Below are 25,434 nucleotides of genomic sequence, written 5' to 3' on the forward strand. Positions count from 1 at the left end.
ATGGACGACAGGTACGGCAGTGACGTTCTCGCGGCAGGATGGCGCGACCGCGGCTCCGTGAAGGCGGTCGAGGTCGCCGCCGTGGCGGATCTCGTCGTCGAGGTGGCCGACGACGGCTATTGCGGTGCGATCACCCGCGTCGAGTCCGGGCTGGTCGAGCTCGAGGACTGGAAGGGCAGGCGGCGCAGCTTCCCGTTGGGCGGGGGTTTCCTCATCGAGGGGCGGCCGGTGCGACTGGTTGTGCCCGCGGCGAAGCAGCAGGGTCGGCGCCGCACGGCATCCGGCTCGTTCGCCGTCGCCGACGACCGGGCGAAGACGGCGCTGCCCAGCCGCATCCTCGTCGAGGGGCGTCATGACGCCGAACTCGTCGAGAAGGTCTGGGGTGCCGATCTGCGCGTCGAGGGCGTGGTCGTGGAGTATCTGCAGGGGATCGACCTGCTCGACGAACTGCTGGCGGAGGCGCCGCCGAACGCGACGCGCCGCTACGGGGTGCTCGTCGACCACCTCGTGCCCGGCTCGAAGGAGACCCGCATGGTCGAGAAGATCCTGCGCGGTCCGCACGGTGCGCACCTGAGGATCGTCGGACACCCGTACATCGACGTCTGGCAGTGCGTGACGCCCGCCGCCATGGGCATCCGCGCCTGGCCGCAGATCCCGCGCGGCACCGACTGGAAGACCGGCATCTGCCGCGCCTTCGGCTGGCCGGCCGAGGATCAGGCCGACATCGCCCGCGCCTGGCAGCGCATCCTGTCTCGGGTGACGACGTTCCGCGACATCGAGCCTGCGCTGCTCGGACGGGTCGAGGAGCTCATCGACTTCGTCACGGCGCCGGCATCATGAGCGGCCGCTCGCGCGGTCCGGCTCCCGAACCCGTCGGAGGGCCCGGTGCGGCAGGAAGGCGCCGGTACCCTGGAGGGATGCCAGAACCCCGCACCTTCCGCGACGAGCCGGTCTCGTTCGTGCGCCGCAGCGGCCGCATGTCCGACGCCCAGGAGCGGGCCTTCGCGGAGCTCGCGCCCCGCTACCTGCTGACCGTGCCGCGTGACGTCGCCTTCACCTCGGTGCACCCGGACGCCCGCCTCGACCCGGCATCCGCCTACGGACGCACCGCCCCGCTGATCGTCGAGATCGGCTCCGGCCAGGGCCACGCGATCGTCTCGGCGGCATCCTCTCGCCCCGACCACGACTTCCTCGCCGTCGAGGTCTTCCGCGCCGGTCTCGCGCGCACCATGCTCGACGCCGACAAGGCGGGTGCACGGAACCTGCGCCTGATCGAGGCGAATGCCCCCGAGGTGCTCTCGACGTTCCTGCCCGAGGGTGCGGCGTCGGAGGTGTGGATCTTCTTTCCCGACCCGTGGCACAAGAAGCGTCACACCAAGCGGCGCCTGGTGCGGGCCGGTTTCCCGGCCACGGCGGCACGTGCCATCGCCCCGGACGGGCTGCTGCGGCTGGCCACCGACTGGGAGGACTACGCGCTGCAGATGCGCGAGGTGCTCGACGAGGCGCCCGAGTTCGAGCGCGCCTTCGAGGGCGAATGGGCCGAGCGCTTCGACGGCCGGGTCATGACCGCCTTCGAGCGCAAGGGCATCGCCAAGGGCCGCGACATCCGCGACCTCGTCTACCGCAGGATCCAGCCGGCGTGACACCCGACGCGTGGCGACGGATCGGTGCGGCCTTGCTCGTCTGCCTGGCGGCTCCCGCGTTCTTCGTGCTCGGCTGGGACGTCGTCGGGTGGGTGCTGCTCGCGGCCGCCGTCGGCGCCGCGGCGCTGATCGAACGCGGCGCCCCCGCGACCGTCACGGTCTCGGCCGGTGCACGGCCGGGGCGGATGCCGCTGGGCACCACGCGCCGCCCTTCACTGACCCGCGATCTCGCCCTCATCGCCGTCGGGATGCTGATCGTGCACGCGATCTCGCTCGAGGCGAAGCTCGACGACCTGTCGATGCTGCGGTTCACGCTCGCCCTCGGCGGTGCGGTGCTCGTGCCGTACCTCGTCTCGCGGTTCGTGTTCCGCGACCGGGCGATCTCGTTCCCGTGGCGCGCACGCCGGCGCTGGAACCGCTGGCAGTGGGCCTGGCTGATCGGCGTGCTCGTGCTGGGCTGGCTGATCCTGCCGTTCTACTTCATCACCAGCGGCGTCTACCAGAACTGGCCGGTGGTCGACAGTCCCGACCTCATCGCCCGGTTGTTCGTCGGCGTCGGCGCGGTGGGCATCTGGGACGAGCTGTTCTTCATCTGCACGGTGTTCGCGCTGCTGCGCCGCCACATGCCAGACGGCGCCGCCAACGTGCTGCAGGCGATCGTGTTCGTGTCGTTCCTGTGGGAGCTCGGCTACCGCGCCTGGGGGCCGGCGCTGACCATCCCGTTCGCCCTGCTGCAGGGGTGGATCTTCCTGCGCACGCACTCGCTGGCCTATGTGGTCGCTGTGCATCTGCTCTTCGACGCGGTGGTGTTCGCCGTGCTCGTGCACGCGCACAACCCCGGTCTGCTGCCGTTCTTCCTGGTCTGAGCGCCTGTTCGGGTCCGTCTGGCGACGATCTTCTCCGGCCTGCGGGCGGCGCCGTCACCGCCCGCAGGTGGGATGCTGGAAGCATGCAGAATTCCGCCGTGACGGTCGACGCCCTCAGCGAGACGGAGGTCCGTCGCATCCGTGAGGACTTCCCGATCCTGAGCACGCAGGTGAACGGGCATCCGCTCACCTATCTCGACTCCGGGGCGACGTCGCAACGGCCCCTGGCGGTGCTGGATGCGGAGCGGGACTACCTCACCACGCTCAACGCGGCCGTTCACCGCGGCGCGCACACCCTTGCCGCCGAGGCGACCGAGGCGTTCGAGGACGCCCGCTCCGCGCTCGCGCGATTCGTGGGCGCCGACGACGACGAGATCGTGTGGACCTCGAACGCGACCGAGGCTGTGAACCTGGTCGCCTACGCGCTCTCGAACGCGTCCGTGGGGCGAGGCGGGGCAGCCGCCGAGTCGCTGCGCCTGCGTGAGGGCGACGAGATCGTCACCACCGAGATGGAGCACCACGCCAATCTCATCCCGTGGCAGGAGGTCGCCGCGCGCACCGGTGCCACGCTGCGCGTGATCCCGCTCGACGACGACGGTGCGCTGCGCATGGATGAGGCGGCCCGCCTGATCGGCCCGCGCACCCGCCTGGTCGCCGTCACCCACGTCTCCAACGTGCTCGGGGTGATCAACCCCGTCGAGGACATCATCGCCGCCGCCCGCGCCGTCGGCGCCCTGGTGCTGCTGGACGCCTGCCAGTCCGCACCGCACCTGCCGCTGGACGTGCGCGCGCTCGACGTCGACTTCGCGGTGCTGTCGGGGCACAAGATGCTCGGCCCCACCGGCATCGGAGCACTGTACGGCCGGCGCGAACTGCTCGAGATCATGCCGCCGTTCCTGACCGGCGGGTCGATGATCACGACCGTCACGACCACCGAGGCGCAGTACCTGCCGCCGCCCCAGCGCTTCGAGGCGGGCACGCAGCGGGTCTCGCAGGCCGTCGCGCTCGCCGCTGCCGTGCGCTACCTGGAGGGGATCGGGATGCCGCGCATCGCCGCCCACGAGCACGAGCTCGGCACGCGCCTGGTCGAGGGGCTCTCGGCGATCGACGGGGTGCGCGTGCTCGGAGCCGGCATCGACCGGCCGCGGGTGGGCCTGGCGAGCTTCGACGTCGCCGGCATCCACGCGCACGACATCGGTCAGATCCTCGACGACTCCGGCATCGCGGTGCGCGTCGGCCACCACTGTGCGCAGCCGTTGCATCGCCGTCTGGGCATCACCGCCTCGACCCGCGCGAGCACCTACGTGTACACCACGCGCGACGAGGTGGATGCCGTGATCGCCGGTGTCGCGCGCGCCATCGACTTCTTCCGGAGGGCATGATGTCCGCATCCGACATGCAGGGGCTCTACCAGGAGCTCATCCTCGATCACTCGCGCACACCGCACGGCTTCGGGCTGCGCGGTGAGATCGCCGCGCAGTCGCATCAGCTCAACCCCACCTGCGGCGATGAGATCACCCTGCAGATGCACCGCGCCGCCGACGGCACGATCGAGGCCGTCGCCTGGGAGGGACACGGCTGCGCGATCTCGCAGGCCTCGGCATCGCTGTTCGCAGAGCTCGTCGAGGGGATGCAGGAAGCCGACGTGTCACACCGCATCGATGTGTTCCGCGAGGCGATGCGCTCGCGCGGGAAGATCGAGCCCGACGCCGAGCTGCTGGGCGACGCCGCAGCCCTCGGCGGAGTCTCGAAGTACGTCGCCCGGGTCAAGTGCGCGATGCTCGCCTGGGTCGCCGCCGAGGACGCCCTGCGCAAGGGCTGACGGGGGCGGCGTCCCGCCGCCTCGCTCAGCTGAGCTGCAGCGTCGTCAGGCAGGTGGGAGAGTCGGCGTCGGTCGCGAACGCCTGACTCGCCCGCAGCCCCTCGCTCTCGACGGTGATCGTGCCCTGGATGCCGCGCGGCAGCCACAGTCCCACGAAGCCGTTGTCGTTGGTGGTGCGCATCTCGTCGAGCACGACCGTGCCGTCGGAGGCGGTGACGATCACCCGGACGTCGGCGTTCGACAGCTCGCCGAGGCAGGTCGTCAGGCTGTGGAAGAAGCAGTCATGAGTGCGGTCGGCGTACGGCGCGACCGACGTGTAGAACACGTCGTCCGGTAGGGGCAGGGATGCCGTGCGCCCCTGGTCGTCGGAGAGCTCGACGTGATCCGGTCGAACCGAGGCGATCAGATCCGCCGGACGGCCGGCCACCGGGAGTGCATCGAGCCGGTCGACGACCTCGCGGGCGTCCAGGCCGTCCAGGTCGTGCGCGGCCAGCAGCTCGGATGCGGCGGACGCGGTGGATGTGGCATCCGGTTCGCTCTGCGCGGCCGGCGCCGCGCACCCGGCGAGGAACAGGGCCGCCAGCGCGGCGACGGTGACGGCGGGGACGAAACGGCGAGCGGTCATGCTGGGAACGTAGCCGGGTACCCTATGAGGGTATTGGGAGATGTTGTAGGCGGGGCAGGTGCATCGGTTTGTGAGGCGGGGTTCGTGCCCCTCGCGTCCCTCGGCGCCCCTCCACGCGCCGCTTGTCACGGAGGATTGTCGCGTCTCCGAGGTCGGCGGCGCGTGGAGCCTCCTGGCCGGCGGGGCCCGTCTGACGGTGGGGGTAGAACGCGCAAGAGGGGGACGACCCTTCGGGCCGTCCCCCTCTTGCGCGTTCGTGCCCCCGACAGGAATCGAACCTGCGACCTACGGTACCGGAAACCGGCGCTCTATCCGCTGAGCTACGGAGGCGAACCGTACGAGCCTATCATTCACCGGGCGAGGCTCCGTGCCGCGACGCGTCCTGTCAACCGGGTGGCCACAGACCCCCCGGAGGACGAGAATCCAGGGCAGAGACAGCGATCGAGAGGAGCACGGAATGTCGCATCGATTCCACAAGGGAGATCACGTCTCGTGGAACTCCGAGGCCGGGCGCGTGCGGGGCCGCATCACGAAGGTGCACACCGCCGACTTCGACTACAAGGGCCATACACGGCGCGCCAGCGACGACGATCCCCAGTACGAGATCAAGAGCGACAAGACCGACCACATCGCCGCACACAAGGGCGACGCCCTGACCCTGCTCGATGACTGAGACGCTGCTCGATGACTGAGCCGCGCTTCCTCAGCGTCGGGCACTCCACGCATCCGATCGACGAGTTCCTCACCCTCCTCACCGGTGCCGGTGTGCAGGCGCTGGCAGACGTGCGTCGTCTTCCCGGCTCCAACCGGTATCCGTGGTTCAACGAGGACGCCCTCGCTGAGAGCCTCGCCGGTGCAGGCATCCGCTACCGCCGCATCCCCGGCCTCACCGGGCGCCGGAGGCGGCAGCGCGACGTCCCCGACGACGTGAACGGCTTCTGGACGAACCGCAGCTTCCACAACTACGCCGATCACGCCCTCGGTGAGGAGTTCGGCGAGGGCCTCGACGCGCTCCTCCGCTTCGCCGACGACGGCGACCCGGTGGCGGTGATGTGCTCCGAGGCGGTCTGGTGGCGCTGCCACAGGCGCATCATCGCCGACCACCTGCTCGCCCGCGGCATCCCGATCGGCCATCTCATGCCGGAAGGGCACGTGGCCCCCGCCGAGCTCACCCGGGGAGCCGTGGCGCGCCACGGAACCGTCGAGTACCCGGCGGCGGAGGCTACTTCGCCGGCTTCTGCGGAGTCCCGTCAGCCTCGGTGACCGGAGCCGAGCTGAACTCGTCCAGCGCGGCGGCGACCTTCTGCGCGAGGTAGGCGTGCCCGGCGTCGGAGGGATGCTTGCGCCCCGCACCCACATCGATCAGCCGCAGGTAGTTCGCCTCGGTGATCCAGTCGGCCTGGACGGGCGAGATGTACCACCAGCCGCGCGCCGCCGCGAGCCGCGCGAGGTCGCGGTCGATGCGTGCCGTCGATGCCCCGACGGGGAGCTCGTGGGGCGCGGGCCCCAGCACGACGATGGGGGTCTGCGGGAAGACCGTGATCAGAGCGTCCCAGGCGGCGTTCACCGCGGCGGGGAAGCCGGCGGCATCCTCACGCCTGTCGTTGATCGACCCCTGGATGATCACGAGGTCGGGCGCGATCCCGGCATCCAGCGCGCGGATGCGCGTGCCGAAGTCGGGACCGTCGACGCCCGGCTTCTGGTAGCCGCTCGCCCGCACCCCGTCGACGACGGTCTCGCCGCCGATGAGATCGGCGAGCAGGTAGGCGTAGCCGCCCGTGGGCTCGGTCGCCGCGGAGCCGTAGGTCCACGAGTCGCCGAACACGAGCACCTTCGGCTGCTCCGGAAGCACCAGCGGCGCGGGGGAGACACCGCCCTGCGCCGCAGCGATCGGCACGGTCTCGGCCGGCGGCATCCAGGGTCGCACGATGCCGAGCACGATGGTGAGGAACACCACCGCCGCGCCCGCGACTGCGAGGGCCATGCGGCGCCGTCGGGTCGGCGGATGCAAAGTCATGGGACGAGAGTAGGCGAAGTCATCGCGGATGCGAATTCCGATCGTGTCACGATGCGCGAACACGATCGCCCCTCCGCCGCGTGGGCGGGGAGGGGCGATCGGGCGGGCATCACGGAGGTTACTTCGAGGTGCCCTGCGCGACGGATCCCTGCAGCTGACGCTGGAACAGCACGTAGACGATCAGCACCGGGATGATCGTGATCATCACGGCGGCGAACATCTGCCCGAAGTCCAGCGCGTAGCCCGCGGACGACGCATAGGACGCCATTCCCTGCGAGAGCACGTAGCTGTCCTTGTCGGTGTTCAGCGAGATCGGCAGCAGGAACTGGTTCCACAGGCCCAGGAAGTTCATGATGGCCACCGCCGCCATGCCGGGCTTGGCCATCGGAAGCATCACCTGGAAGAAGGTGCGCCACTCGCTGGCACCGTCGACGTAGGCGGCCTCCTGGATCTCGTACGGCAGCGACTTGAAGAACGAGAACAGGAAGAACACGGTGAACGGCAGGGCGAACGCCACGTACGTGATGATCAGACCGGTCAGGGTGTTCAGCAGGCCCATGTTCTGCAGGATGAAGAACAGGGGCACGATGGCGAGGAAGATCGGGAACGTGAGCCCCGCCAGCATCAGGTAGTAGATGAGCCGGCTGCCGGGCAGCGAGAACCGCGCCAGCACGTAGGCGCACATGGCGCCGAGCATCATGACCAGCACCAGCGAGACGCCCACCACGATGACCGTGTTCAGGAACATCAGGCCGAAGGAGTTGTCCACCCACGCGCTGATGTAGTTGTCGAAGTTCCACTCAGCCGGCAGGCCGAACGGTGAGGCGAAGATCTCGGTCGTCGACTTGAACGACCCGATCAGCGTCCACACCATCGGCAGGATCACGACGATCGACCAGAGCGCCATGACCACGTGCGAGACGCCGCCGACGACCTTGTCGCCAGTGGTCGACTTCACCGTACGGGTGGGCGTCGGCGTCTTCGAGGTGCGGTCGATCGTGACCGCGGCGCGCGTCTGCGTGCTCATGCGCGTACTCCTTCATCCTTGCCGCCGATCAGGCGGAACGCGCCGATGACGAGAGCGGCGAACAGCAGGGTGACGACCGCGAGGATCACGCCCATCGCGGTGGCCAGGCCGAACTGACCTTTCTCGAACGCGGTGCGGAACAGGTACTGGCTCATCACCAGGGTGCTGTTGCCCGGTCCGCCGGTGGAGTTCAGGCCGGCCATGTAGACGAAGGCGTCGAGGGCGAGGATGCCCAGGTAGATGTACGCGGTCTGCACGTTGTCGCGGATCTGCGGCAGCAGGATCGAGATCACGGTGCGGAATCGTCCTGCGCCGTCGATGCGGGCGGCTTCGAGCGTCTCGGCGGGGATCCCCTTGATCGCGGCGATGAACAGGATCATGTAGAACCCGACCATGCTCCACACGATCACGAAGATCGTCGCGCCCATGGCGGTGCGCTCGTCGCCCAGCCACGCGGGCAGGTCGGTGACGCCGAACAGGGCCAGGATGCCGTTGAGCAGGCCGCCTGAGGGGGTGTAGATCATGTTCCACAGGATCGCGATGACGATCGCGGGGATCACGTAGGGGAAGAAGGAGACGACGCGGTAGAAGCTCGACCCCTTCAGACCTCGCACCTGACCGTGGCTCGGGCCGCCGACGGTGATCATGCTGGCGAAGATCAGCGCGATCACGATGGTGATCAGCGGCACGACGATCGCGAGGACGATGTTGTTGCGCATCGCCAGGAGGAAGGTGGAGTCCTGGAACAGCCGGACGTAGTTGTCGAAGCCGACGAAGTCCATCGTCGCGGAGAAACCGGTCCAGTTCGTCATGCCGTAGTACAGGGCCTGCAGGAACGGCGAGATCACGAAGATCAGGAAGATCGCCAGGGGCAGGCCCAGGAACACGACGAGGAACGAGACGAAGTCGAAGGTCAGCCGGCGCCGCCCGAGGCGGGACGGCTTGCGCCGTCCCGCCTGGGCTGCGGTGACCGCGGCCGTCTCAAGCCCCGGTCCACCGCTGACGGTGGAGTAGCTCACTTGATCTCGATCTTCTCGATGGAGCTGTCGTTGCGGATCTTGTCGGTGAGGTCCTGCAGCTGCTTGGTGATCTCGGCGACCGTCATCTTGCCGTCGAGGAACGAGTTCCAGATCGGCAGCTGGTCGGAGTTCATGCCGTACAGGTTGAAGGACTTGATCGTGAAGACGTTCTCACCGGCCGCCGCGAGCATCTCGGACTGCGAGACGAGAGCGGTCGAGCCGAAGCCGTCGGCGGGGACGGTGCCCTTGACGATGGTCGGCGCGAGCTTCGACTTGGCGAACGCGGTGGCGGACTCCTTCGACAGCATCGTGCGCAGCAGCTCCTTGCCGCCGGCGACGTTCTTCGCCTTCGAGGGGACGATGAACGGCTCGCCCGCCTCGGCGCGCATGGTGCCCGCCGGGGTGCTCTGGTTGCCGTCCAGGGGAAGCTCGGCGATGCCCTTCATCTTGAAGTTCTCGGCCGTGGTCTTCTTCATCTCGTTCTCGATCCACGAGCCCGAGGGGTACAGCAGCGCCTCCTGGTCGAGGCTCCACTGCGCCTGGGCCTGCGTGAACTGCGTGCCCGCGCCGCCCGGCTTGACGTAGCCGGACTGGATCAGCTCGTGCAGGACGGTGAGGATGCCCTGCAGCGCCGGGTGCGACCAGCAGCCCTCTTCGAGGTTCTCCAGCGGGATGCGCACGTCGTCGCCGGCCTGGATGACCGCGGAGTCCACGACCATGGTCTGGTAGTAGGTCGCCGCCTCCTTGCCCCAGAGGAAGAGGTACTTGCCCTGCTCCTTCGCCGCGGCACCGAGCGTCTTGAGGTCCTGCCACGAGGTGGGCACCTCCCAGCCGTTCGCCTCGAACAGGCTGGAGGAGTACCAGATGCCGTACACGGTCATCACGTAGTTCAGTGCCACGAAGCGGCCGTCGAACGTGCCGGGCGCCTCGACGCCGCCGAAGAGCGTGTCGCGGATCTTCTCGCCCTCGAGGTTGTCCGAGTCGAGCACGTCGTCGAGCTCCTCGAGCTGCTCGAGGATGGTGCTCCAGCCGATCGAGTTGGCACCCGAGTTGTCGATGAGGTCCGGCGGGTTGCCGCCGACGAAGCGCGGCTGCAGCTCCTGCGCGATCTTCGTCGAGGACGACACCTTCACGGAGACGCCGCCGAGCTTGTCGTTGCCCTCCATGATCTTGGCCGAGTTCTCGACGTAGTCGATGCCGTAACCGCCGTCGAAGATGACCGCGTCGACCTTCGAGTTCGCCGCGACGCCGAACGGGTTGTCGGCGGTGACCTCGCCGGCCGGGGTGTCATTGCCACCCCCGCCGCCGGGGGCGGCGCAGGATGCGAGGCTCATGCCGAACGGCAGCAGCAGCGCCGCCGTCGCGGCACCGCGCAGCAGGTTGCGGCGACTGATGGATGCTTCGTTGAGGTCCATCTTCATACCTTCCGTAGTGATTGTTGATCGGTGTGTTGGGTTGTCGGGCCTCGGCGAGCTCAGGGTCCCAGGTGAGCTCGGAGGATCAAGCTCCCCGTCGGATGCGGCCCGCGTAACGGTCCTCAAGGACGGAGTTGTGGTCATCGCCGCCGGGGATGTTGGCGGAGATGTACATCGGGGGAGTGTCGCCGCGATCGGCGATCGTGCGCGCGACGCCGAGCGTCAGCAGCTGCGCGATGAAGGCGGCGGTGATCGACGAGATCGCGCCGGCGGCGATGCCGTCGCCGATCTCGAGCGTCGCGTCGCCGTAGGGGGCGAGGTTGTCGATCACGACGTCGGCGACCTCGCTGAGGCGCTTGCCGCTGGGGTGCTTGGGCTGCACGCGCGTCGTGTGCTCGAGGCTGGTGACGGCGATGACCTTGTGACCGCGCTCTTGCGCCCACAGTGCCGTGCCGACGATCGAGCCGTTCACGCCCGAGTTCGAGGCGATGAGGAAGACGTCGCCTTCGCCGACCGGGACGGTCGCCATCAGCTCGTCGACCACCCACGGCTCGCGCTCCAGTGAACCGGTGAGCACGTCGAGTTCGCGCTCGCCGTGCAGGACGATGTCGCGCAGTGCGAACTTGTTGGTGGGGATGAGTCCCCCGGCACGGCCGGCGATCTCCATGGCGAAGGCCTCGGAGTGGCCGGTGCCGAACGCCTGGATGACCCCGCCCGCGTCGAGCGCGTCGACCATCAGTGCGACCGCGGCATCGAGCGCACCGGACTCGGCGTCGGCGGCGAGACGCTCGAGGCGCCTGCTGGCCTCGCGCAGCAGGTCGGTCGGGGTGGCGGTCATCGGTTCTCCTCTGCGACGGCGACGGGCTTCGGGGCGGGAGCGCGAGGCGGCCGGCGGTGGCCGGAGACAGCCATGGCGCTGGCGGCGAGGTGCGTGGAGGCCTCGCCGAACATCCGCTGCGCGACGAGCAGGTAGAGCAGGTCGAGCACGAGCAGCTGCGAGTGCTTGACCGAGAGGTCATCCGGTCGCAGGTAGTGCGAGGGCTCGGCGGTGGCGAGCGAGACATCCGCGAGGCCCGCCAGCCACGAGTCGACGTCGTGGGTGATGGCGACGGTGAACGCGCCGGCCGCACCCGCCTGAGAGAGCATCTGCACGGTCTCGTCGGTGCGGCCGGTGCTCGAGATCCCGATGGCGACGGATGACGTGTTCTGCATCACCGCACTGGTGAGACCGTCGTGCACGTCGGACCACGCGTGTGCGCTCACGCCGATGCGGTACAGCCGGCCCTGGAACTCGCGCGCGATGACACCGCTGCCTCCGACGCCGTAGATGTCGACGTGCTTGGCGGCGGCGATGGCGTTGGCGACCTGCATCACGCTGTCGAGGTCGAGGCGGGCCGCCGTGCTCTCCAGGCTCTCCACATGCAGGGCCACGAGGGTCTGCAGCACCTTGCCGGGGGCGTCGTCGACGCCGAACTCCTCGCCGATGTCGGCCTGCCAGCTCTCATCGGCGTCGCCGCGGCCGATCTCGCTCGCGACGCCGACGCGGAACTGCGTGTAGCCGTCGAAGCCGAGTGCGCGGCAGAAGCGTGTGACGGTGGCGGGGGAGGTGCCGGCGCGCTCGGCGAGCTCGGTGATGGTCAGCTCGACCGGAGCGGCGGGGTGCACCGTGACGACGTCGGCGATCCTGCTCATCGCCGCAGGCATGGTGTGACGACCGGCCGCGATGCGGCGCGCGATCGTCATTCCGTTGCCGAACTGTCTGGTCCGTGGCACCATTGCCTCCTGAATTCCCACCCGGGTTTTCGTCGTTGTGATGAAAACTATTCTCATGCGACGAAAACGTCAAATAGGACAACATCACGAATGAGTCACGAAGCGCTCCTGCTCGGAATCGACGCCGGCGGGACGTCCACCCGGGCGGTGCTCGCCGACCTGACCGGCCGGTGCCTCGGCTACGGCCGGGGCGGGCGTGGCAACCCGATCTCGGCCGGTCCCGACCGCGCCGCGGACGGGGTGCTGGATGCCATCGGCGTCGCCCTGTCCGGTACTGAGCACTCCCTCTCCGACATCACGGTGATCGTCGCGGCGATGGCGGGGATGCGGGCCTCCGGCGGTGCCGACTGGCTGCTCGACAGACTCGTCGCGAACGGCTTCACCGGACGGCTCGTGTTCGAATCCGACCTGCTCGCGACCTACTTCAGCGGCGCGGCATCCGTCTCGGGATACGCACTGGTGTCGGGCACCGGTGCGTGCGTGATCCGGGTGCGGGACGGCCGGATCGATGACGTCGCCGACGGTCTGGGCTGGCTGCTCGGCGACCGGGGGAGCGGGTTCTGGATCGGCCGGGAGATCGCCCGCGCCGCCGTGCAGGACCTCGACGGCACCGGCCCCGCCACCGGTCTCACCGACCGGGTGCTCGCGCACTACGGACTGTCGCGCTCCGGCGCCCGCATCGACGGCCGGCCGCGCGAGCTCGAGGAGCTCGTCGGGGCGCTGTACGCCCGCCCGCCGATCGAGCTCGCCGTCCTCGCCCCGTTTGCGTTCGAGGAGACGGATGCCGTCGCCGACGGCATCCTCTCCGCCGCCGGAGTGCACCTCGCCGACAGTCTCAGCGCCGTGCTGGCGGGCCCGGGGCCCCTCGTGATCGGCGGCAGCGTGCTGTCGCGCACCGGACCGGTGCGCGACGCGTTCCTGACCAGGCTCGGTGACGCCGCAGCGGAACTCGACCTGCGCCCTGTCGGCGACGGGGCCGTGGGAGCTGCCGTACTGGCCATCCGGGCGGCCGGCGGCACCCCCGACGAGGCCGTGCATGCGCGCCTCACGGAGACGATCGCCGCCTTCCGCTGACCGGCGCCGGAGCCGCGGGGCGCGGGCCGTAGACTTGAGGGTCTATGAACCCTGAAACCCTCGCCGCAGCCGTCCTCGCCGTTCTGTCACCCATCGCGGCATCGCGGCGACCCGGTGAGGAGCTGGGGCTGACGGCATCCGATGTCGTGCTCGAGCGCCCGCGCAACCGGGACCACGGCGACTGGGCGTCGAACATCGCGATGCGCCTGGCGAAGCGGTTCGGAACGAACCCGCGCGAGCTCGCCCAGGAGATCGCCGACGGGCTGACGGCCGTCGAGGGGATCGCGGCCTCCGAGGTGGCAGGGCCCGGGTTCATCAACATCCGGCTGGATGCCGCGGCCGCGGGTGCCCTCGCGAAGACCATCGTCGATGCGGGAGCCGCCTACGGGACCAACGACTCGCAGGTCGGGGTCTCGGTGAACGTCGAGTTCGTCTCGGCGAACCCCACCGGCCCGCTGCACATCGCGCACACCCGCTGGGCGGCGCTCGGCGACTCGATCGTGCGGCTGCTGCTCGCCAGCGGCGCCAACGCCGTGCGCGAGTACTACATCAACGACGCCGGCGCGCAGATGGAGCGCTTCGGCCGCTCGGTGCTCGCCGCGGCCAAGGGCGAGCCGACCCCCGAGGACGGCTACCCGGGCGAGTACATCGCCGAGCTCGCGCAGCGCGTGCTCGCCGCACACCCCGGCCTGCTCTCGCTGCCCGAGGACGAGCAGCTCGTCGTGGCACGCGATCAGGCCTACGAGTACCAGCTCGCCGAGATCGTCCACTCCCTCGAGCGCTTCAACGTGCCCTTCGACGTGTGGTTCTCCGAGCGCACCCTGCACGCCGCATCCGAGGACGGCGGACCGAGTCTGATCGACCAGGCCGTCGACCGTCTGCGCGTGCAGGGACACGTGTTCGACGAGGAGGGCGCCGTCTGGGTGCGCACCACCGACTTCACGGACGACAAGGACCGCGTCATCCGCCGCTCCAACGGCGAGTACACCTACTTCGCCGCCGACGCCGCCTACTACCTGAACAAGGGTGACCGCGGGTTCCAGAACAAGATCTACCTGCTCGGCGCCGACCACCACGGCTACGTGAACCGGCTGAAGGCCGTGGCGGGGGCCGCGGGCGATGACCCCGAGACGAACATCCAGGTGCTGATCGGCCAGATGGTGTCGATCAACGGCGCCCGGCTGTCCAAGCGCGCGGGCAACATCATCGAGATGGACGACCTGCTCGACTGGCTGGGGTCGGATGCGCTGCGGTACTCGCTGGAGCGCTCTCCGGCGGACTCGCCGCTGGACCTGGATCCCGAGCTGCTGCAGAAGCGCACCAACGACAACCCGGTCTTCTACGTGCAGTATGCGCACGCGCGCACCCACAACGTCGCCCGCAACGCCGCCGACTCGGCGGTGGACCGCTCGGAGTTCGCGCCCGAGCTGCTCACGCACGAGACCGAGAGTGCGCTGCTGGGCGCCCTGCAGGAGTTCCCGCGCCTGGTCGCCTTCGCCGCCGAGGTGCGCGAACCGCACCGCATCGCCCGCTACCTGGAGGAGCTGGCCGGGCTCTACCACCGCTGGTACGACAACTGCCGGGTCATCCCCAAGGGCGACGACCCGATCGAGTCGGTGCACCGCACCCGCCTGTGGCTGAACGACGCCACCGGCCAGGTGCTGCGCAACGGTCTGGAGCTGCTGGGCGTGTCCGCACCCGAGCGGATGTGACATGACGGGCGAGCCGATCGGGACGGCGAAGCGGCGGCGGGCGCGCTGGCCGTGGGTCCTCCTGATCGTCGTCGTGCTGCTGGCGGCGCTCGTCGTGGTGGCGGAGGCGGTCGCCCGCACGGTGGTTCCGTCCACCGTGCGATCGCTGGTCATCTCGGAGCTCGAGCTGCCGGCGGATCAGCAGCTCGACGTCGAGGCCCGCGGCATCCTTCTTCCGCAGCTGATCGGCGGCAGTCTCGATGAGCTGCGACTGTCGTCGGATGCCGTGACCATCGGCGGTATCACCGGCGCCGCGGATGTGACGGCGACGGGTGTGCCGCTGCGCGGCGGCGAGCTCGGATCGGCGACCGGCACGGTGGCGATCGGGCAGGGTCAGTTCGCCCGCCTGCTGGAGAACTCGCAGCTGCCGGGCGCCGAGCTCACGCTGGATGAGCCGAACGTGACGCTGCAGGGCAGCGTCCCGCTGTTCGCCCGTGACATCCCGTTCGGGTTCACCTTCACACCGGGAGCGGACGGTGGTGACCTGCTGATCATGCCCGTCTCGGTCACGCTTGGCGGCAGTGAGATCGAGCTGAGCCGCCTGGCGACGCTGCTCGGTGAGGCGGGGAAGCGTCTGGCCGAACCGCAGCGCGTGTGTATCGCCGACCGGCTTCCGGCCGGGATCACCCTCACCGGTCTGCGCATCGAGGGCACCCGCGCGGTCGCCGACATCAGCGCCGACGGCCGCATCGCCGTCGACCCCGCCCTCCTAGACCCCGGCACCTGCTGACCCACGTGTGAGATTGGATGCAGCGGTTGGGTCCCTGAGGCTCTCGAAGGGCCCCAACCGCGGTGTGGGCGTCCGTGTGTGCGACTGGGTGCTTCGAGAGCCTCAGCATCCCAGTCTGCTCAGTGCGGCATCTGTTGGGTCCCTGAGGCTCTCGAAGGGCCGTGCTCGTGGGTTCGGCTGGGTGCTTCGAGAGCCTCAGCATCCCAGCCTGCTTGGGTTCCTGAGGTTCTCGAAGGGCCCTAACCGACAAAGGGCCGTCAGTCAGGGGTATCGCGAACAGACGGTTCTCGATCCCGCATCGCGATCGCCAAGGCCGGCAATTGATCTCCGCGGAGACGAATCAGCGCTTCCTTCTTCTTCCGATTCCATCCCTGGATCTGCTTCTCGCGGACGAACGCAGCGTCGACGGTCTCGAACTCTTCGGCGTAGACAAGGCTGACCGGCCGTCGCTTGCGGGTGAATGCCGCCGCGCGCTCATCGTCATGGTTGTGCTCCCACACTCGAGAGTCCAGCTCGCCGTTGGTGCTGCCGGTGTAATACGCACCGTCGCGGCACTTGAGAATGTAGGTCCACGGCATCTGTCCATCGTCCTACCGGTGGCGGATGCTGCGGGAGGCTGTGGATAACTGCCTGGGGCCCTTCGAGAGCCTCAGGGACCAGGTCGGCCCTTCGACAGGCTCAGGGACCCAGGTGGGACGGGGTTTTTGAGGGATGGGTTGCTGAGCCTGTCGAAGCATCCCATCCCGACGCACGTGAGGGTCAGCGGGCTCGCTCTTGGGCGACGTCATGCTGTGCGTCGCGCAGCGCGGCGGTGGCGACACGGACGTCCTGCTCCGCCTGGTGCAGCGCGTTCTCAGCCAGCGTCTCGGCGCTGTACCGTGCGGCGACCCGGTCGCCGCGCTCCGCGACCGAGACGACGATGAACGCACTCGCGAACAGGATCACCTGAGCCGACAGGTTCAGCCACAGCAGCAGTGCCAGCAGCGAGGCGAATGACGCGAGCAGGGGATTGGCGCGAGCCCCGCCGACGAACAGCCCGGACAGCTCCTGCAGCACCAGCAGTGCGCCACCGCCGAGCAGGGCACCGGCCCACAGCGCGCGGCCCGTCGCCCGCACGCCGGAGAGGATGCGGAACGCTGCAGCGATGACCACTGCGTTCAGCGCCAGCACGATGAGCAGCGAGAGAAGCCGCACCGTCCAGAACACGACCGGCGAATCCTCCGGCAGCCCCACCCACGCGGCGACCTGCCGCACCACCAGCTCTCCGGCGAAGGTCACGCCGGCTGCCCCGACGAACACGCCGCCCACCAGCACTGCGAGAAGCAGGTTGCGCAGGATCAGCTTGTACCAGGTGATGTCGGCGGCGGAGGTGCCCGCGATGATGCGCATCGCGATGCGCAGCGCACCGATCGCTCCGAGAGCGGACGCGATCAGACCGACCAGCGAGATCGTCCCGGCGATCGACAGGCCGGTGGGAGCCCCGAGCTTGTCGAGATCGACGATGCCCTCTTCGCCATCGGTCGAGATGAGCCCGGGAACCGCCGAGTTGACGGCGGACACCACCGCGGTCCACGCCTCGTCATCTCCCGTCAGCCACAGCGCCGCGACCGAGAACCCCAGCAGCACGCCCGCGAAGACACTGAAGAGCGTGCGGTAGGTGACGGCATCCGCCAGCGCCGGCCCGCGTTTGCCGCTGTACAGCAGGGCGGCTCGCACGATGCGCCATCTCAGGGCCCACCGGATCACGGCGGACGAGGTCCGGGCGAAGAAGCCCTCACGACGAGTACCGGTTGAGCCGTTCATCTGCCTCACCCTAGCCACGGGACGTGATCTTGGCAGGGGGTTGACCGGGGGTGCCTTAGAATCGGGGCAACCTCGCCGTGCGCGCTGCGCCCGAGATTCCCGCCCCACGATTGGTGCCCTGTGCATTCAGCTGTCTCCTCCATCGCCCCCGAGTGGCTCGTCGTCCCGGACGACGCCAACGACCTCGTCCCCGGCGTCTGGCCGGCCTCGGCCGTGCGCGACGCGGACGGCGAACTGGTCATCGGCGGCGTCACCGCGGGCGAACTGGCCCGCACCTTCGGCACCCCGCTGCAGGTGCTCGACGAGACCGAGGTGCGCCGCCGCGCCGCGCAGACCCGGTCCGCCTTCGACGCGGCCGCCGCCGCGCACGGCACCACCGCCCGCGTCTACTACGCGGGCAAGGCGCTGCTGAACACGACGATCGTGCGCTGGGTGACGGATGAGGGACTGAACGTCGACGTCTGCACCGGCGGAGAGCTCGAGGTCGCCCTGGCAGCCGGAGCGGATGCCGCGCGGCTGGGCTTCCACGGCAACAACAAGTCCGTCGCCGAGCTGGAGCGGGCCGTCGAGGTCGGCATCGGCACCATCGTCATCGACAGCGAGATCGAGATCGAGCGCCTCGCAGCGATCGTCTCGCGCACCGGCACCACCCAGCGGGTGATGCTGCGCGTGAACAGCGGCGTGCACGCCGAGACCCACGACTTCCTCGCCACCGCCCACGAGGACCAGAAGTTCGGCACGCCCCTGGCACTGGCTCCCACCCTGGTGGCGCGCATCCGCGACATCGAGGGGCTCGAGTTCGCCGGCCTGCACTGCCACATCGGCTCGCAGATCTTCGGCGTCGCCGGATTCCGCGAGTCGGCCTCCCGCGTGCTCGACCTGCACCAGGAACTGCTCGCCGGCGGCGACATCCCGCAGCTCAACCTCGGCGGCGGCTTCGGCATCGCCTACACCCGCGCCGACACCCCGACGCCGATCGCCGAGCTCGCCGAGGGCATCGTCGCGGCGGTCGCCGAGGGCTGCGCGGCACGCGGCATCCCCGTGCCCGCGCTGTCGTTCGAACCCGGCCGAGCGATCGTCGGCAACGCCGGCGTCACGCTGTACGAGGTCGGCACGATCAAGGACGTCGCGCTCGACACCGGCAGCCGTCGCTACGTGAGCGTCGACGGCGGCATGAGCGACAACGCCCGCCCCGCACTGTACGGGGCGCAGTACTCCGCCCGGCTCGCATCGCGCGCCGGCTCCGGCGAGCCTGCGCTGACGAGGGTGGTCGGCAAGCACTGCGAGTCCGGCGACATCGTCGTCGACCATGAGCACCTGCCCGCCGACGTCGCACCGGGCGACCTGCTCGCCGTCGCCGCGACCGGCGCGTACTGCGCGCCGCTGTCGAGCAACTACAACCACGTGCCCCGCCCGCCCATCGTCGCCGTCGCAGACGGCGCGGCCCGTGTGATCGTGCGCGGCGAGACACTGAACGACCTGCTGGGCCGCGACGCCGGAATCGAATGACCCGGCCCGGGGAGCGACGCGGCTGCGACGCATCCCGAAACCGACAAGACCTGTACCCGACGTGCTGAGGAGCGCAGATGACTGAGTACCGACGACTTCGCGTGGCGCTGCTGGGCGCCGGAGCCGTGGGCTCCCAGGTGGCATCCCTGATGCTGCGACACGGTGACGAGCTGGCTGACCGCGCCGGTGCGCGCCTCGAGCTCGCAGGCATCGCCGTGCGCGACGTTAACGCCCCCCGCGACGTCGACCTGCCCCGCGAGCTGTTCACCACCGACGTCGAGTCGCTCATCACCGGAGCCGACATCGTCATCGAGCTAATGGGCGGCATCGAGCCGGCCCGCTCGCACATCCTGCTTGGCCTGGGCTCCGGCGCCGACGTCGTCACCGCCAACAAGGCGCTGCTCGCCACCCACGGCCCCGAGGTGTTCGAGGCCGCCGACCGGGTCGGCGCGTCCGTCTACTACGAGGCGGCAGCCGCCGGCGCCATCCCGATCATCCGGCCGCTGCGCGACTCACTCGCCGGCGACCGCGTGGTGCGCATCATGGGCATCGTCAACGGCACCACCAACTACATCCTCGACCGGATGGACAGCGAGGGCGCCGACTTCGCCGACGTGCTCGCCGACGCCCAGCGCCTCGGCTACGCCGAGGCCGACCCGACCGCCGATGTCGAGGGCTACGACGCCGCGCAGAAGGCGGCGATCCTCGCGAGCCTCGCCTTCCACACCGCCGTCCCACTCGAGGCCGTGCACCGCGAGGGCATCACCTCGATCACCGCCGCGATGATCGAGCAGGCCCGCGAGGCCGGTTTCGTCATCAAGCTGCTCGCCGTGTGCGAGCGACTGAACGGCGAGGATGCCGAGTCCATCTCGGTGCGCGTCTACCCGGCACTCGTGCCTCGGACCCACCCGCTGGCCTCCGTGCACGGTGCGAACAACGCCGTGTTCGTCGAGGCCGAGGCCGCCGGCTCGCTGATGTTCTACGGCGCCGGTGCCGGCGGCGTGCAGACGGCATCCGCCGTGCTCGGCGACGTCGTCTCGGCGGCCCGCCGCCACATCGCCGGCGGTGTCGGCGTGGGCGAGTCGACGCGCGCCAACCTGCCGGTCGTCTCGATCGGGCACGTCGTGACCCGGTACCAGATCACCCTCGAGGTCTCCGACGAGCCAGGCGTGCTCGCCACGATCGCCGGACTGCTCAGCGAGGGCGGCGTCTCGGTCGCGAGGCTCGTGCAGACCGTCGTTCCCGTCGCCGAGGGCGAGGAGGAGACCGCACGGCTCATCATCGGCACGCACCGCGCCGCCGACAGCGCCCTGAGCGCCGCCGTCGCACGCCTCGCCGGCAGCGATGTCGTCGAGCGCGTCGTGTCGGTGCTGCGCGTCGAGGGGGAGTGAGGATGGGCGTCACCGTCGTGCCGGCGGACATGGAGCCGGTCGTCACCGCCGCTCCCGCGATCGACGGCGCCGTGCGCACCGTCATCGTCACCGTCCCCGCGACCAGCGCGAACCTCGGCCCCGGCTTCGACACTCTCGGCCTCGCGCTGAGTATCTACGACACGCTCACCGTCTCGTCCTTCCCGGATGACCGGCTCGACATCGAGGTGGCCGGTTCCGGCGCCGATGAGATCCCGCGGGATGCGAGCAACCTCGTCGTCCGCACCATCGCGCATGTCTACGCCGACGTCGAGCGGAAGATGCCAGGGCTGCACGTCCACGCCGAGAACGGCGTGCCGCACGGCCGCGGACTTGGCTCGTCGGGCGCCGCGGTGACGGCAGGCATCCTCATCGCGAAGGGCCTGCTCGCCGGTGACGTCGACCTCGATGACGAGGCGCTGCTGCGCCTGGCGACCGAGCTCGAGGGGCACCCCGACAATGTGGCGCCGGCGCTGTTCGGCGGCCTGACCATCGCGTGGATGGGCGAACGAGGCCCGCAGCACAAGAAGCTGCTCGTGAACCGCGGCGTCGCACCCCTGGTCTTCGTGCCCGGGTTCACGATGTCGACCTCGCTGGCCCGCTCGCTGCAGCCGCCGCACGTGCCGCGCGAGGACGCCGTGTTCAACGTGTCGCGCTCGGCGCTGCTGGTCGCCGCGCTCACCCAGAGCCCCGAACTGCTGCTCGACGCCACCGCCGACCGCCTGCACCAGGACTACCGCGGTGCGGCGATGCCCGAGACGCTGCGTCTCGTGCAGGCGCTGCGCGCCGAGGGCTTCGCCGCCGTCGTATCGGGTGCCGGCCCCAGCGTGCTGGTGCTCGCCGACGGCCCGGGTGCGCGGCAGACGGCCGTCGAGATCGCGGATGCCGTCACGGACACTCCGTGGGACGCGCACATGCTCGCCGTCGACGTGCGTGGTGGTACAGTTAGGGATCGAGCGGAGGGCTCCACGTAACTGCGTGAATCTGGCCCCATCGCACTTCTGCGAGATCCGCACGCGATCCCCAGCACCACCCAGGTTCTGGCCGGCAGACGCTCTGCGTCGGCGCGTGTGATACGCGCAGCTTCCGCTGCGCTCTCTGGATTGCTCTTTTCCCACGACATATGAGGGAGTACTCGTGGAGAACTTCTCCGAGACCCAGAACGACCAGCCGACCGCTGAGACGGTCGCACCCGAGACCACCACGGCTCCGGCACGCAAGCGCGCGCCCCGCCGGGCCACGTCGGCGTCCACCGCCGCTGCGGCGGCCGAGACCGCCGCCACGGCATCCGAGGCCCCGGCTGCTGCCGCCGCTGCCCCGGCCGCTGAGGCACCGGCCGCCGGCTCGGAAGCCGCCGCCGAGAAGCCGAAGGCCCCGCGTCGCAGCCGTGCCAAGAAGGCGGATGCCGAGACCCTCGACATCCCCGCAGCCGACGCGCCGGCGGAGTCCGGTGAGGAGGCCGCACCGGCCAAGCCCGCCCGCAAGCGCGCCTCGCGCGCCGCGAGCAAGGACGCCGCCAAGGATGCCGCAGGCGCCGAGGCGCCCGCCGCGGATGCCGCACCGGCAGGCAAGCCCGCCGACGCGAAGTCCGACGGCACCGCGTCCACCGAGGCCAAGACCACCAAGGGCGACGAGAACGCGGATGCCGCAGAGCCGGCCAAGCGCCCGGCGCGCGGTCGTCGCGGATCCAAGGCCGCCGATGCCGCCGCATCCGACTCCGGTGCCGAGACGCCTGCCGCCGAGCCGGCGCAGAAGCCCGCCGAGCAGGCGAACGCCGAGCAGAACTCCGCCCCTGCCGAGCAGGGCGGCTCCTCCGAGGGTGACTCCTCGGACGGCGAGGGATCCGGCCGTGGCCGCAGCCGCAGCCGCAGCCGCAGCCGCGGACGCGGCAACGGCAGCCAGAGCGGCCAGGGTGGCCAGAGCGGCCAGGGCGCGCAGGACAGCGGGCACGGCGATGACGAGCAGTCCTCGGGCCGCAGCCGGCAGCGCAACAAGCGTCGCGGCGGCGGCAACACCACCGCCGACGAGTTCGAGACCGAGATCGGCGAGGACGACGTCCTCATCCCGGTCGCCGGCATCCTCGACGTGCTCGACAACTACGCGTTCGTGCGCACCACCGGGTACCTCGCCGGTGCCAGCGACGTCTACGTCTCGCTCGCCCAGGTGAAGAAGTACAACCTGCGCAAGGGCGACGCCGTCGTCGGCGCCATCAAGCAGCCGCGCGAGGGCGAGCAGCAGGGCCGCCAGAAGTACAACGCCCTCGTCAAGGTCGACTCGATCAACGGGCTCTCGCCCGACGACGCCGCCAATCGTGTCGAGTTCGGCAAGCTCACTCCGCTGTACCCGCAGGAGCGCCTGCGCCTGGAGACGGCCCCCGAGAAGCTGACGCAGCGCATCATCGACCTGGTCGCACCCATCGGCAAGGGCCAGCGCGGCCTCATCGTCGCGCCCCCGAAGGCCGGCAAGACCATCGTGCTGCAGCAGATCGCCAACGCCATCGCGCAGAACAACCCCGAGGTGCACCTCATGGTCGTTCTCGTCGACGAGCGTCCCGAAGAGGTCACCGACATGCAGCGCACGGTCAAGGGCGAGGTCATCGCTTCGACCTTCGACCGTCCCGCCGAAGACCACACCACGGTCGCCGAGCTCGCCATCGAGCGCGCCAAGCGCCTGGTGGAGCTCGGCCGCGACGTGGTCGTGCTGCTCGACTCCATCACCCGTCTGGGCCGTGCGTACAACATCTCCGCACCGGCTTCCGGCCGCGTGCTCACCGGTGGCGTGGACGCCTCGGCGCTGTACCCGCCGAAGCGCTTCTTCGGCGCCGCGCGCAACATCGAGAACGGCGGCTCGCTGACCATCCTCGCCACCGCGCTCGTCGAGACCGGATCCAAGATGGACGAGGTCATCTTCGAGGAGTTCAAGGGCACCGGCAACAGCGAGCTGCGCCTGTCGCGTCAGCTCGCCGACAAGCGCATCTTCCCGGCCGTCGACGTCAACGCGTCGAGCACCCGCCGCGAGGAGATGCTGCTCTCGGCCGACGAGGTCAAGATCACCTGGAAGCTGCGCCGCGCCCTCGCGGGCCTCGACCCCCAGCAGGCGCTGGAGGTCGTGCTCGGCAAGCTGAAGGAGACCAGCTCGAACGTCGAGTTCCTCTTCCAGATGCAGAAGTCGATCCCCGCGCCGCAGTCGTCGGGCTCGAGCCACGGCCACGAGAACAACATCCGCTGACCTTCCCGGAAAGGAAAGCGGCGTGTTCGAGTCCGTCCAGTCGCTGATCGACGAGCATCGCCGGGTGCAGGAGGAGCTCTCCGACCCGGCGGTGCACGCGGACGCCGCGCGGGCGAAGCGCGTCAACCGTCGCTACGCCGAGCTGAGCCGCATCGTCGCCGCGCACGAAGCGTGGGTCACGGCATCCGACGATCTGGATGCCGCCCGCGAGCTCGCGCGCGAGGATGACGCGTTCGCCGCCGAGGTCCCCGCGCTCGAGGAAGGGCTGCGCACCGCACAGGAGAAGCTGCGCCGTCTGCTCATCCCGCGGGATCCGGACGATGCCCGCGACGTGATCATGGAGATCAAGGCGGGGGAGGGCGGCGCCGAATCGGCGCTGTTCGCCGCCGACCTGCTGCGGATGTACGTGCAGTACGCGGCACACCGCGGCTGGAAGACCGAGCTGCTCGAGCGCAACGAGTCCGACCTGGGCGGTTACAAGGACGTGCAGGTCGCGATCAAAGGCGCCACGAGCGACCCCTCGCAGGGCGTCTGGGCGCACCTGAAGTACGAGGGCGGCGTGCACCGCGTGCAGCGGGTTCCCGCGACCGAGTCGCAGGGCCGCATCCACACCTCGACGACCGGCGTGCTGGTCTTCCCCGAGGTGGATGAGCCCGAGGAGATTCAGATCGACCCGAACGATCTGAAGATCGACGTCTACCGGTCATCGGGCCCCGGCGGACAGTCCGTCAACACCACGGACTCGGCCGTGCGCATCACGCACGTGCCCACCGGAATCGTCGTGTCGATGCAGAACGAGAAGTCGCAGCTGCAGAACCGCGAGGCGGCCATGCGCGTGCTGCGCGCACGGCTGCTGGCCAAGCAGCAGGAAGAGCTGGATGCCGCGGCATCCGACGCCCGTCGCTCGCAGATCCGCGGCATGGACCGCTCCGAGCGCATCCGCACCTACAACTTCCCCGAGAACCGCATCGCCGATCACCGCACGGGATACAAGGCCTACAACCTCGACCAGGTGATGGACGGCGCGCTCGACCCGATCATCGAGTCGGCCATCCAGGCCGACGAAGAGGCCCGTCTGGCCGCACTCGGCGACGAGTCCTGACACCACCCGCACTGCGGGTGGTGTCAGGTTGGAGTGGAAACTCGGCTCAGATCGAGTACTCGGGTGCGGCGAGCAGCGCGCGCATGTGCTCCTCGCTGCCGCGCGGGCGTGGCTTGGCGGGCACGCCGACCAGCACGCTGTCGGCGGGCGAGTCCTTCGTGACGACGGCGTTCGCGCCGATGACCGTGCGAGCGCCGATCGTCACCGGACCGAGGATCTTCGCCCCGGCTCCGACGGCGACGCCGTCCTCGAGGGTCGGATGCCGCTTGCCGGAGTCGCGGGTGCGTCCGCCCAGCGTCACGCCGTGGTAGAGCATGACGTCGTCGCCGATCTCGGCCGTCTCGCCGATTACGACGCCCATGCCGTGGTCGATGAAGAACCGTCGCCCGATGCGCGCGCCGGGGTGGATCTCGATGCCGGTCAGCCAGCGGGAGATCTGCGAGCCGGCCCGCGCGAGGAAGCGCAGGCGCCGTCGCCACAGCGCGTGCCATACCCGGTGCGCCCAGATCGCGTGCAGCCCCGGGTACAGCACAGCCACCTCGAACGCGGTGCGCGCTGCGGGATCCCGCCTGCGCGCGGCCGCGATGTCCTCACGGAGGCCGGCGACGACGCCCATGCCAC

General features: G+C 69.9%; 25 protein-coding genes and 1 tRNA gene. 15 read left to right on the forward strand and 11 right to left on the reverse strand.

Features of this window, described 5'->3' with window-relative positions; all coding sequences use genetic code 11:
* The 5 genes from H7694_RS05715 (at position 1) to sufU (ending at position 4,331) form a co-directional block, all read left to right on the forward strand.
* A complete protein-coding gene (locus tag H7694_RS05715) occupies positions 1 to 840 on the forward strand; it encodes a DUF3097 family protein (RefSeq protein ID WP_193598566.1) in 840 nt (279 codons plus the stop codon).
* A 77-nt stretch (positions 841 to 917) separates the two neighbouring features.
* A complete protein-coding gene (gene trmB / locus H7694_RS05720; RefSeq protein WP_193598567.1) occupies positions 918 to 1,643 on the forward strand; it encodes a tRNA (guanosine(46)-N7)-methyltransferase TrmB in 726 nt (241 codons plus the stop codon).
* Positions 1,640 to 2,509, forward strand: coding sequence for a CPBP family intramembrane glutamic endopeptidase (locus tag H7694_RS05725; protein WP_227468310.1), 870 nt, complete (start codon positions 1,640 to 1,642; stop codon positions 2,507 to 2,509). Before trmB ends, H7694_RS05725 begins: the two co-directional genes overlap by 4 nt.
* Positions 2,510 to 2,592: 83 nt before the next feature.
* Complete coding sequence (locus tag H7694_RS05730; RefSeq protein WP_193598569.1) at positions 2,593 to 3,891, forward strand: aminotransferase class V-fold PLP-dependent enzyme; 1,299 nt, start codon at positions 2,593 to 2,595, stop codon at positions 3,889 to 3,891.
* Entirely contained in the window at positions 3,891 to 4,331 is a 441-nt protein-coding gene (sufU, locus tag H7694_RS05735; RefSeq protein WP_193598570.1) for a Fe-S cluster assembly sulfur transfer protein SufU, read from the forward strand. The genes H7694_RS05730 and sufU overlap by 1 nt, the downstream gene beginning before the upstream one ends.
* A gap of 25 nt (positions 4,332 to 4,356) precedes the next feature.
* Here the strand turns inward: sufU and H7694_RS05740 are convergent, their stop codons facing one another.
* Both H7694_RS05740 and H7694_RS05745 read right to left on the reverse strand, forming a co-directional pair.
* The gene (locus H7694_RS05740) at positions 4,357 to 4,956 is read right to left on the reverse strand and encodes a CueP family metal-binding protein (RefSeq protein ID WP_193598571.1); all 600 of its coding nucleotides are present in this window, start codon (positions 4,954 to 4,956) and stop codon (positions 4,357 to 4,359) included.
* Positions 4,957 to 5,213: 257 nt separating this feature from the next.
* Positions 5,214 to 5,286 (reverse strand) — tRNA-Arg (locus H7694_RS05745).
* A gap of 127 nt (positions 5,287 to 5,413) precedes the next feature.
* Between H7694_RS05745 and H7694_RS05750 the strand changes: the two genes are divergently transcribed.
* Both H7694_RS05750 and H7694_RS05755 read left to right on the forward strand, forming a co-directional pair.
* On the forward strand, positions 5,414 to 5,629 hold the full coding sequence (locus tag H7694_RS05750) for a DUF2945 domain-containing protein (RefSeq protein WP_193598572.1): 216 nt from the start codon (positions 5,414 to 5,416) through the stop codon (positions 5,627 to 5,629).
* Positions 5,630 to 5,640: 11 nt separating this feature from the next.
* Positions 5,641 to 6,219 carry a DUF488 family protein gene (locus H7694_RS05755; RefSeq protein ID WP_193598573.1) on the forward strand — a complete coding sequence of 193 codons (579 nt, stop codon included), beginning with the start codon at positions 5,641 to 5,643 and terminating at the stop codon, positions 6,217 to 6,219.
* Here the strand turns inward: H7694_RS05755 and H7694_RS05760 are convergent.
* From H7694_RS05760 to H7694_RS05785, 6 genes are all read right to left on the reverse strand, one after another.
* Positions 6,179 to 6,973 carry an SGNH/GDSL hydrolase family protein gene (locus tag H7694_RS05760; protein ID WP_227468311.1) on the reverse strand — a complete coding sequence of 265 codons (795 nt, stop codon included), beginning with the start codon at positions 6,971 to 6,973 and terminating at the stop codon, positions 6,179 to 6,181. The two genes, H7694_RS05755 and H7694_RS05760, sit on opposite strands and share 41 nt — an antisense overlap.
* Before the next feature lie 118 nt (positions 6,974 to 7,091).
* A complete protein-coding gene (locus tag H7694_RS05765; RefSeq protein WP_193598574.1) occupies positions 7,092 to 8,000 on the reverse strand; it encodes a carbohydrate ABC transporter permease in 909 nt (302 codons plus the stop codon).
* Positions 7,997 to 9,019, reverse strand: coding sequence for a carbohydrate ABC transporter permease (locus H7694_RS05770; RefSeq protein WP_193598575.1), 1,023 nt, complete (start codon positions 9,017 to 9,019; stop codon positions 7,997 to 7,999). Before H7694_RS05770 ends, H7694_RS05765 begins: the two co-directional genes overlap by 4 nt.
* Complete coding sequence (gene ngcE, locus H7694_RS05775) at positions 9,016 to 10,434, reverse strand: N-acetylglucosamine/diacetylchitobiose ABC transporter substrate-binding protein (RefSeq protein WP_193598576.1); 1,419 nt, start codon at positions 10,432 to 10,434, stop codon at positions 9,016 to 9,018. Before ngcE ends, H7694_RS05770 begins: the two co-directional genes overlap by 4 nt.
* Before the next feature lie 85 nt (positions 10,435 to 10,519).
* On the reverse strand, positions 10,520 to 11,272 hold the full coding sequence (locus H7694_RS05780) for a sugar isomerase domain-containing protein (protein WP_193598577.1): 753 nt from the start codon (positions 11,270 to 11,272) through the stop codon (positions 10,520 to 10,522).
* Positions 11,269 to 12,207: a MurR/RpiR family transcriptional regulator gene (locus H7694_RS05785; RefSeq protein WP_193598578.1), complete on the reverse strand. Its 939-nt coding sequence runs from the start codon at positions 12,205 to 12,207 to the stop codon at positions 11,269 to 11,271. The genes H7694_RS05780 and H7694_RS05785 overlap by 4 nt, the downstream gene beginning before the upstream one ends.
* Positions 12,208 to 12,297: 90 nt before the next feature.
* Here H7694_RS05785 and H7694_RS05790 point away from each other — a divergent pair, with 90 nt between their 5' ends.
* From H7694_RS05790 to H7694_RS05800, 3 genes are read left to right on the forward strand one after another with little or no spacing between them, the layout of a single operon-like run.
* A complete protein-coding gene (locus H7694_RS05790; protein ID WP_193598579.1) occupies positions 12,298 to 13,281 on the forward strand; it encodes an N-acetylglucosamine kinase in 984 nt (327 codons plus the stop codon).
* A gap of 44 nt (positions 13,282 to 13,325) precedes the next feature.
* On the forward strand, positions 13,326 to 14,993 hold the full coding sequence (argS, locus tag H7694_RS05795; RefSeq protein WP_193598580.1) for an arginine--tRNA ligase: 1,668 nt from the start codon (positions 13,326 to 13,328) through the stop codon (positions 14,991 to 14,993).
* 1 nt (position 14,994) lies between these two features.
* Complete coding sequence (locus H7694_RS05800; protein WP_193598581.1) at positions 14,995 to 15,762, forward strand: DUF2993 domain-containing protein; 768 nt, start codon at positions 14,995 to 14,997, stop codon at positions 15,760 to 15,762.
* Between the two features lie 257 nt (positions 15,763 to 16,019).
* Here the strand turns inward: H7694_RS05800 and H7694_RS05805 are convergent, their stop codons facing one another.
* Complete coding sequence (locus tag H7694_RS05805) at positions 16,020 to 16,340, reverse strand: GIY-YIG nuclease family protein (protein ID WP_193598582.1); 321 nt, start codon at positions 16,338 to 16,340, stop codon at positions 16,020 to 16,022.
* Positions 16,341 to 16,521: 181 nt separating this feature from the next.
* Positions 16,522 to 17,565, reverse strand: a complete 1,044-nt coding sequence (locus H7694_RS05810; protein ID WP_193598583.1) for a YhjD/YihY/BrkB family envelope integrity protein — start codon at positions 17,563 to 17,565, stop codon at positions 16,522 to 16,524.
* A 120-nt stretch (positions 17,566 to 17,685) separates the two neighbouring features.
* Between H7694_RS05810 and lysA the strand changes: the two genes are divergently transcribed.
* From lysA to prfA, 5 genes are all read left to right on the forward strand, one after another.
* A complete protein-coding gene (gene lysA, locus H7694_RS05815) occupies positions 17,686 to 19,074 on the forward strand; it encodes a diaminopimelate decarboxylase (protein WP_193598584.1) in 1,389 nt (462 codons plus the stop codon).
* A gap of 77 nt (positions 19,075 to 19,151) precedes the next feature.
* Complete coding sequence (locus H7694_RS05820; protein WP_193598585.1) at positions 19,152 to 20,465, forward strand: homoserine dehydrogenase; 1,314 nt, start codon at positions 19,152 to 19,154, stop codon at positions 20,463 to 20,465.
* 29 nt (positions 20,466 to 20,494) lie between these two features.
* Entirely contained in the window at positions 20,495 to 21,457 is a 963-nt protein-coding gene (thrB, locus tag H7694_RS05825; RefSeq protein WP_193599097.1) for a homoserine kinase, read from the forward strand.
* Between the two features lie 163 nt (positions 21,458 to 21,620).
* Complete coding sequence (gene rho, locus H7694_RS05830; RefSeq protein WP_193598586.1) at positions 21,621 to 23,711, forward strand: transcription termination factor Rho; 2,091 nt, start codon at positions 21,621 to 21,623, stop codon at positions 23,709 to 23,711.
* A gap of 22 nt (positions 23,712 to 23,733) precedes the next feature.
* The gene (prfA, locus tag H7694_RS05835) at positions 23,734 to 24,813 is read left to right on the forward strand and encodes a peptide chain release factor 1 (protein ID WP_193598587.1); all 1,080 of its coding nucleotides are present in this window, start codon (positions 23,734 to 23,736) and stop codon (positions 24,811 to 24,813) included.
* A gap of 46 nt (positions 24,814 to 24,859) precedes the next feature.
* On the opposite strand, the gene epsC is transcribed toward prfA, so the two are convergent.
* Positions 24,860 to 25,429 carry a serine O-acetyltransferase EpsC gene (gene epsC, locus H7694_RS05840; RefSeq protein WP_193598588.1) on the reverse strand — a complete coding sequence of 190 codons (570 nt, stop codon included), beginning with the start codon at positions 25,427 to 25,429 and terminating at the stop codon, positions 24,860 to 24,862.
* Positions 25,430 to 25,434: the final 5 nt, after the last annotated feature.

It is taken from the genome of Microbacterium sp. YJN-G (assembly GCF_015040615.1).
Lineage (GTDB): Bacteria > Actinomycetota > Actinomycetes > Actinomycetales > Microbacteriaceae > Microbacterium.

Excerpts from the sequence above, each read along its gene's own strand:
- H7694_RS05760 (WP_227468311.1), bottom strand. The coding sequence starts at position 6,973 with ATGACTTTGCATCCGCCGACCCGACGGCGCCGCATGGCCCTCGCAGTC.
- H7694_RS05730 (WP_193598569.1), top strand. The coding sequence starts at position 2,593 with ATGCAGAATTCCGCCGTGACGGTCGACGCCCTCAGCGAGACGGAGGTC.
- H7694_RS05740 (WP_193598571.1), bottom strand. The coding sequence starts at position 4,956 with ATGACCGCTCGCCGTTTCGTCCCCGCCGTCACCGTCGCCGCGCTGGCG.
- H7694_RS05800 (WP_193598581.1), top strand. The coding sequence starts at position 14,995 with ATGACGGGCGAGCCGATCGGGACGGCGAAGCGGCGGCGGGCGCGCTGG.
- H7694_RS05750 (WP_193598572.1), top strand. The coding sequence starts at position 5,414 with ATGTCGCATCGATTCCACAAGGGAGATCACGTCTCGTGGAACTCCGAG.
- H7694_RS05820 (WP_193598585.1), top strand. The coding sequence starts at position 19,152 with ATGACTGAGTACCGACGACTTCGCGTGGCGCTGCTGGGCGCCGGAGCC.
- H7694_RS05780 (WP_193598577.1), bottom strand. The coding sequence starts at position 11,272 with ATGACCGCCACCCCGACCGACCTGCTGCGCGAGGCCAGCAGGCGCCTC.
- H7694_RS05810 (WP_193598583.1), bottom strand. The coding sequence starts at position 17,565 with ATGAACGGCTCAACCGGTACTCGTCGTGAGGGCTTCTTCGCCCGGACC.
- H7694_RS05805 (WP_193598582.1), bottom strand. The coding sequence starts at position 16,340 with ATGCCGTGGACCTACATTCTCAAGTGCCGCGACGGTGCGTATTACACC.
- H7694_RS05715 (WP_193598566.1), top strand. The coding sequence starts at position 1 with ATGGACGACAGGTACGGCAGTGACGTTCTCGCGGCAGGATGGCGCGAC.
- sufU (WP_193598570.1), top strand. The coding sequence starts at position 3,891 with ATGTCCGCATCCGACATGCAGGGGCTCTACCAGGAGCTCATCCTCGAT.
- trmB (WP_193598567.1), top strand. The coding sequence starts at position 918 with ATGCCAGAACCCCGCACCTTCCGCGACGAGCCGGTCTCGTTCGTGCGC.
- H7694_RS05755 (WP_193598573.1), top strand. The coding sequence starts at position 5,641 with ATGACTGAGCCGCGCTTCCTCAGCGTCGGGCACTCCACGCATCCGATC.
- H7694_RS05790 (WP_193598579.1), top strand. The coding sequence starts at position 12,298 with ATGAGTCACGAAGCGCTCCTGCTCGGAATCGACGCCGGCGGGACGTCC.
- thrB (WP_193599097.1), top strand. The coding sequence starts at position 20,495 with ATGGAGCCGGTCGTCACCGCCGCTCCCGCGATCGACGGCGCCGTGCGC.
- H7694_RS05765 (WP_193598574.1), bottom strand. The coding sequence starts at position 8,000 with ATGAGCACGCAGACGCGCGCCGCGGTCACGATCGACCGCACCTCGAAG.
- ngcE (WP_193598576.1), bottom strand. The coding sequence starts at position 10,434 with ATGGACCTCAACGAAGCATCCATCAGTCGCCGCAACCTGCTGCGCGGT.
- epsC (WP_193598588.1), bottom strand. The coding sequence starts at position 25,429 with ATGGGCGTCGTCGCCGGCCTCCGTGAGGACATCGCGGCCGCGCGCAGG.
- argS (WP_193598580.1), top strand. The coding sequence starts at position 13,326 with ATGAACCCTGAAACCCTCGCCGCAGCCGTCCTCGCCGTTCTGTCACCC.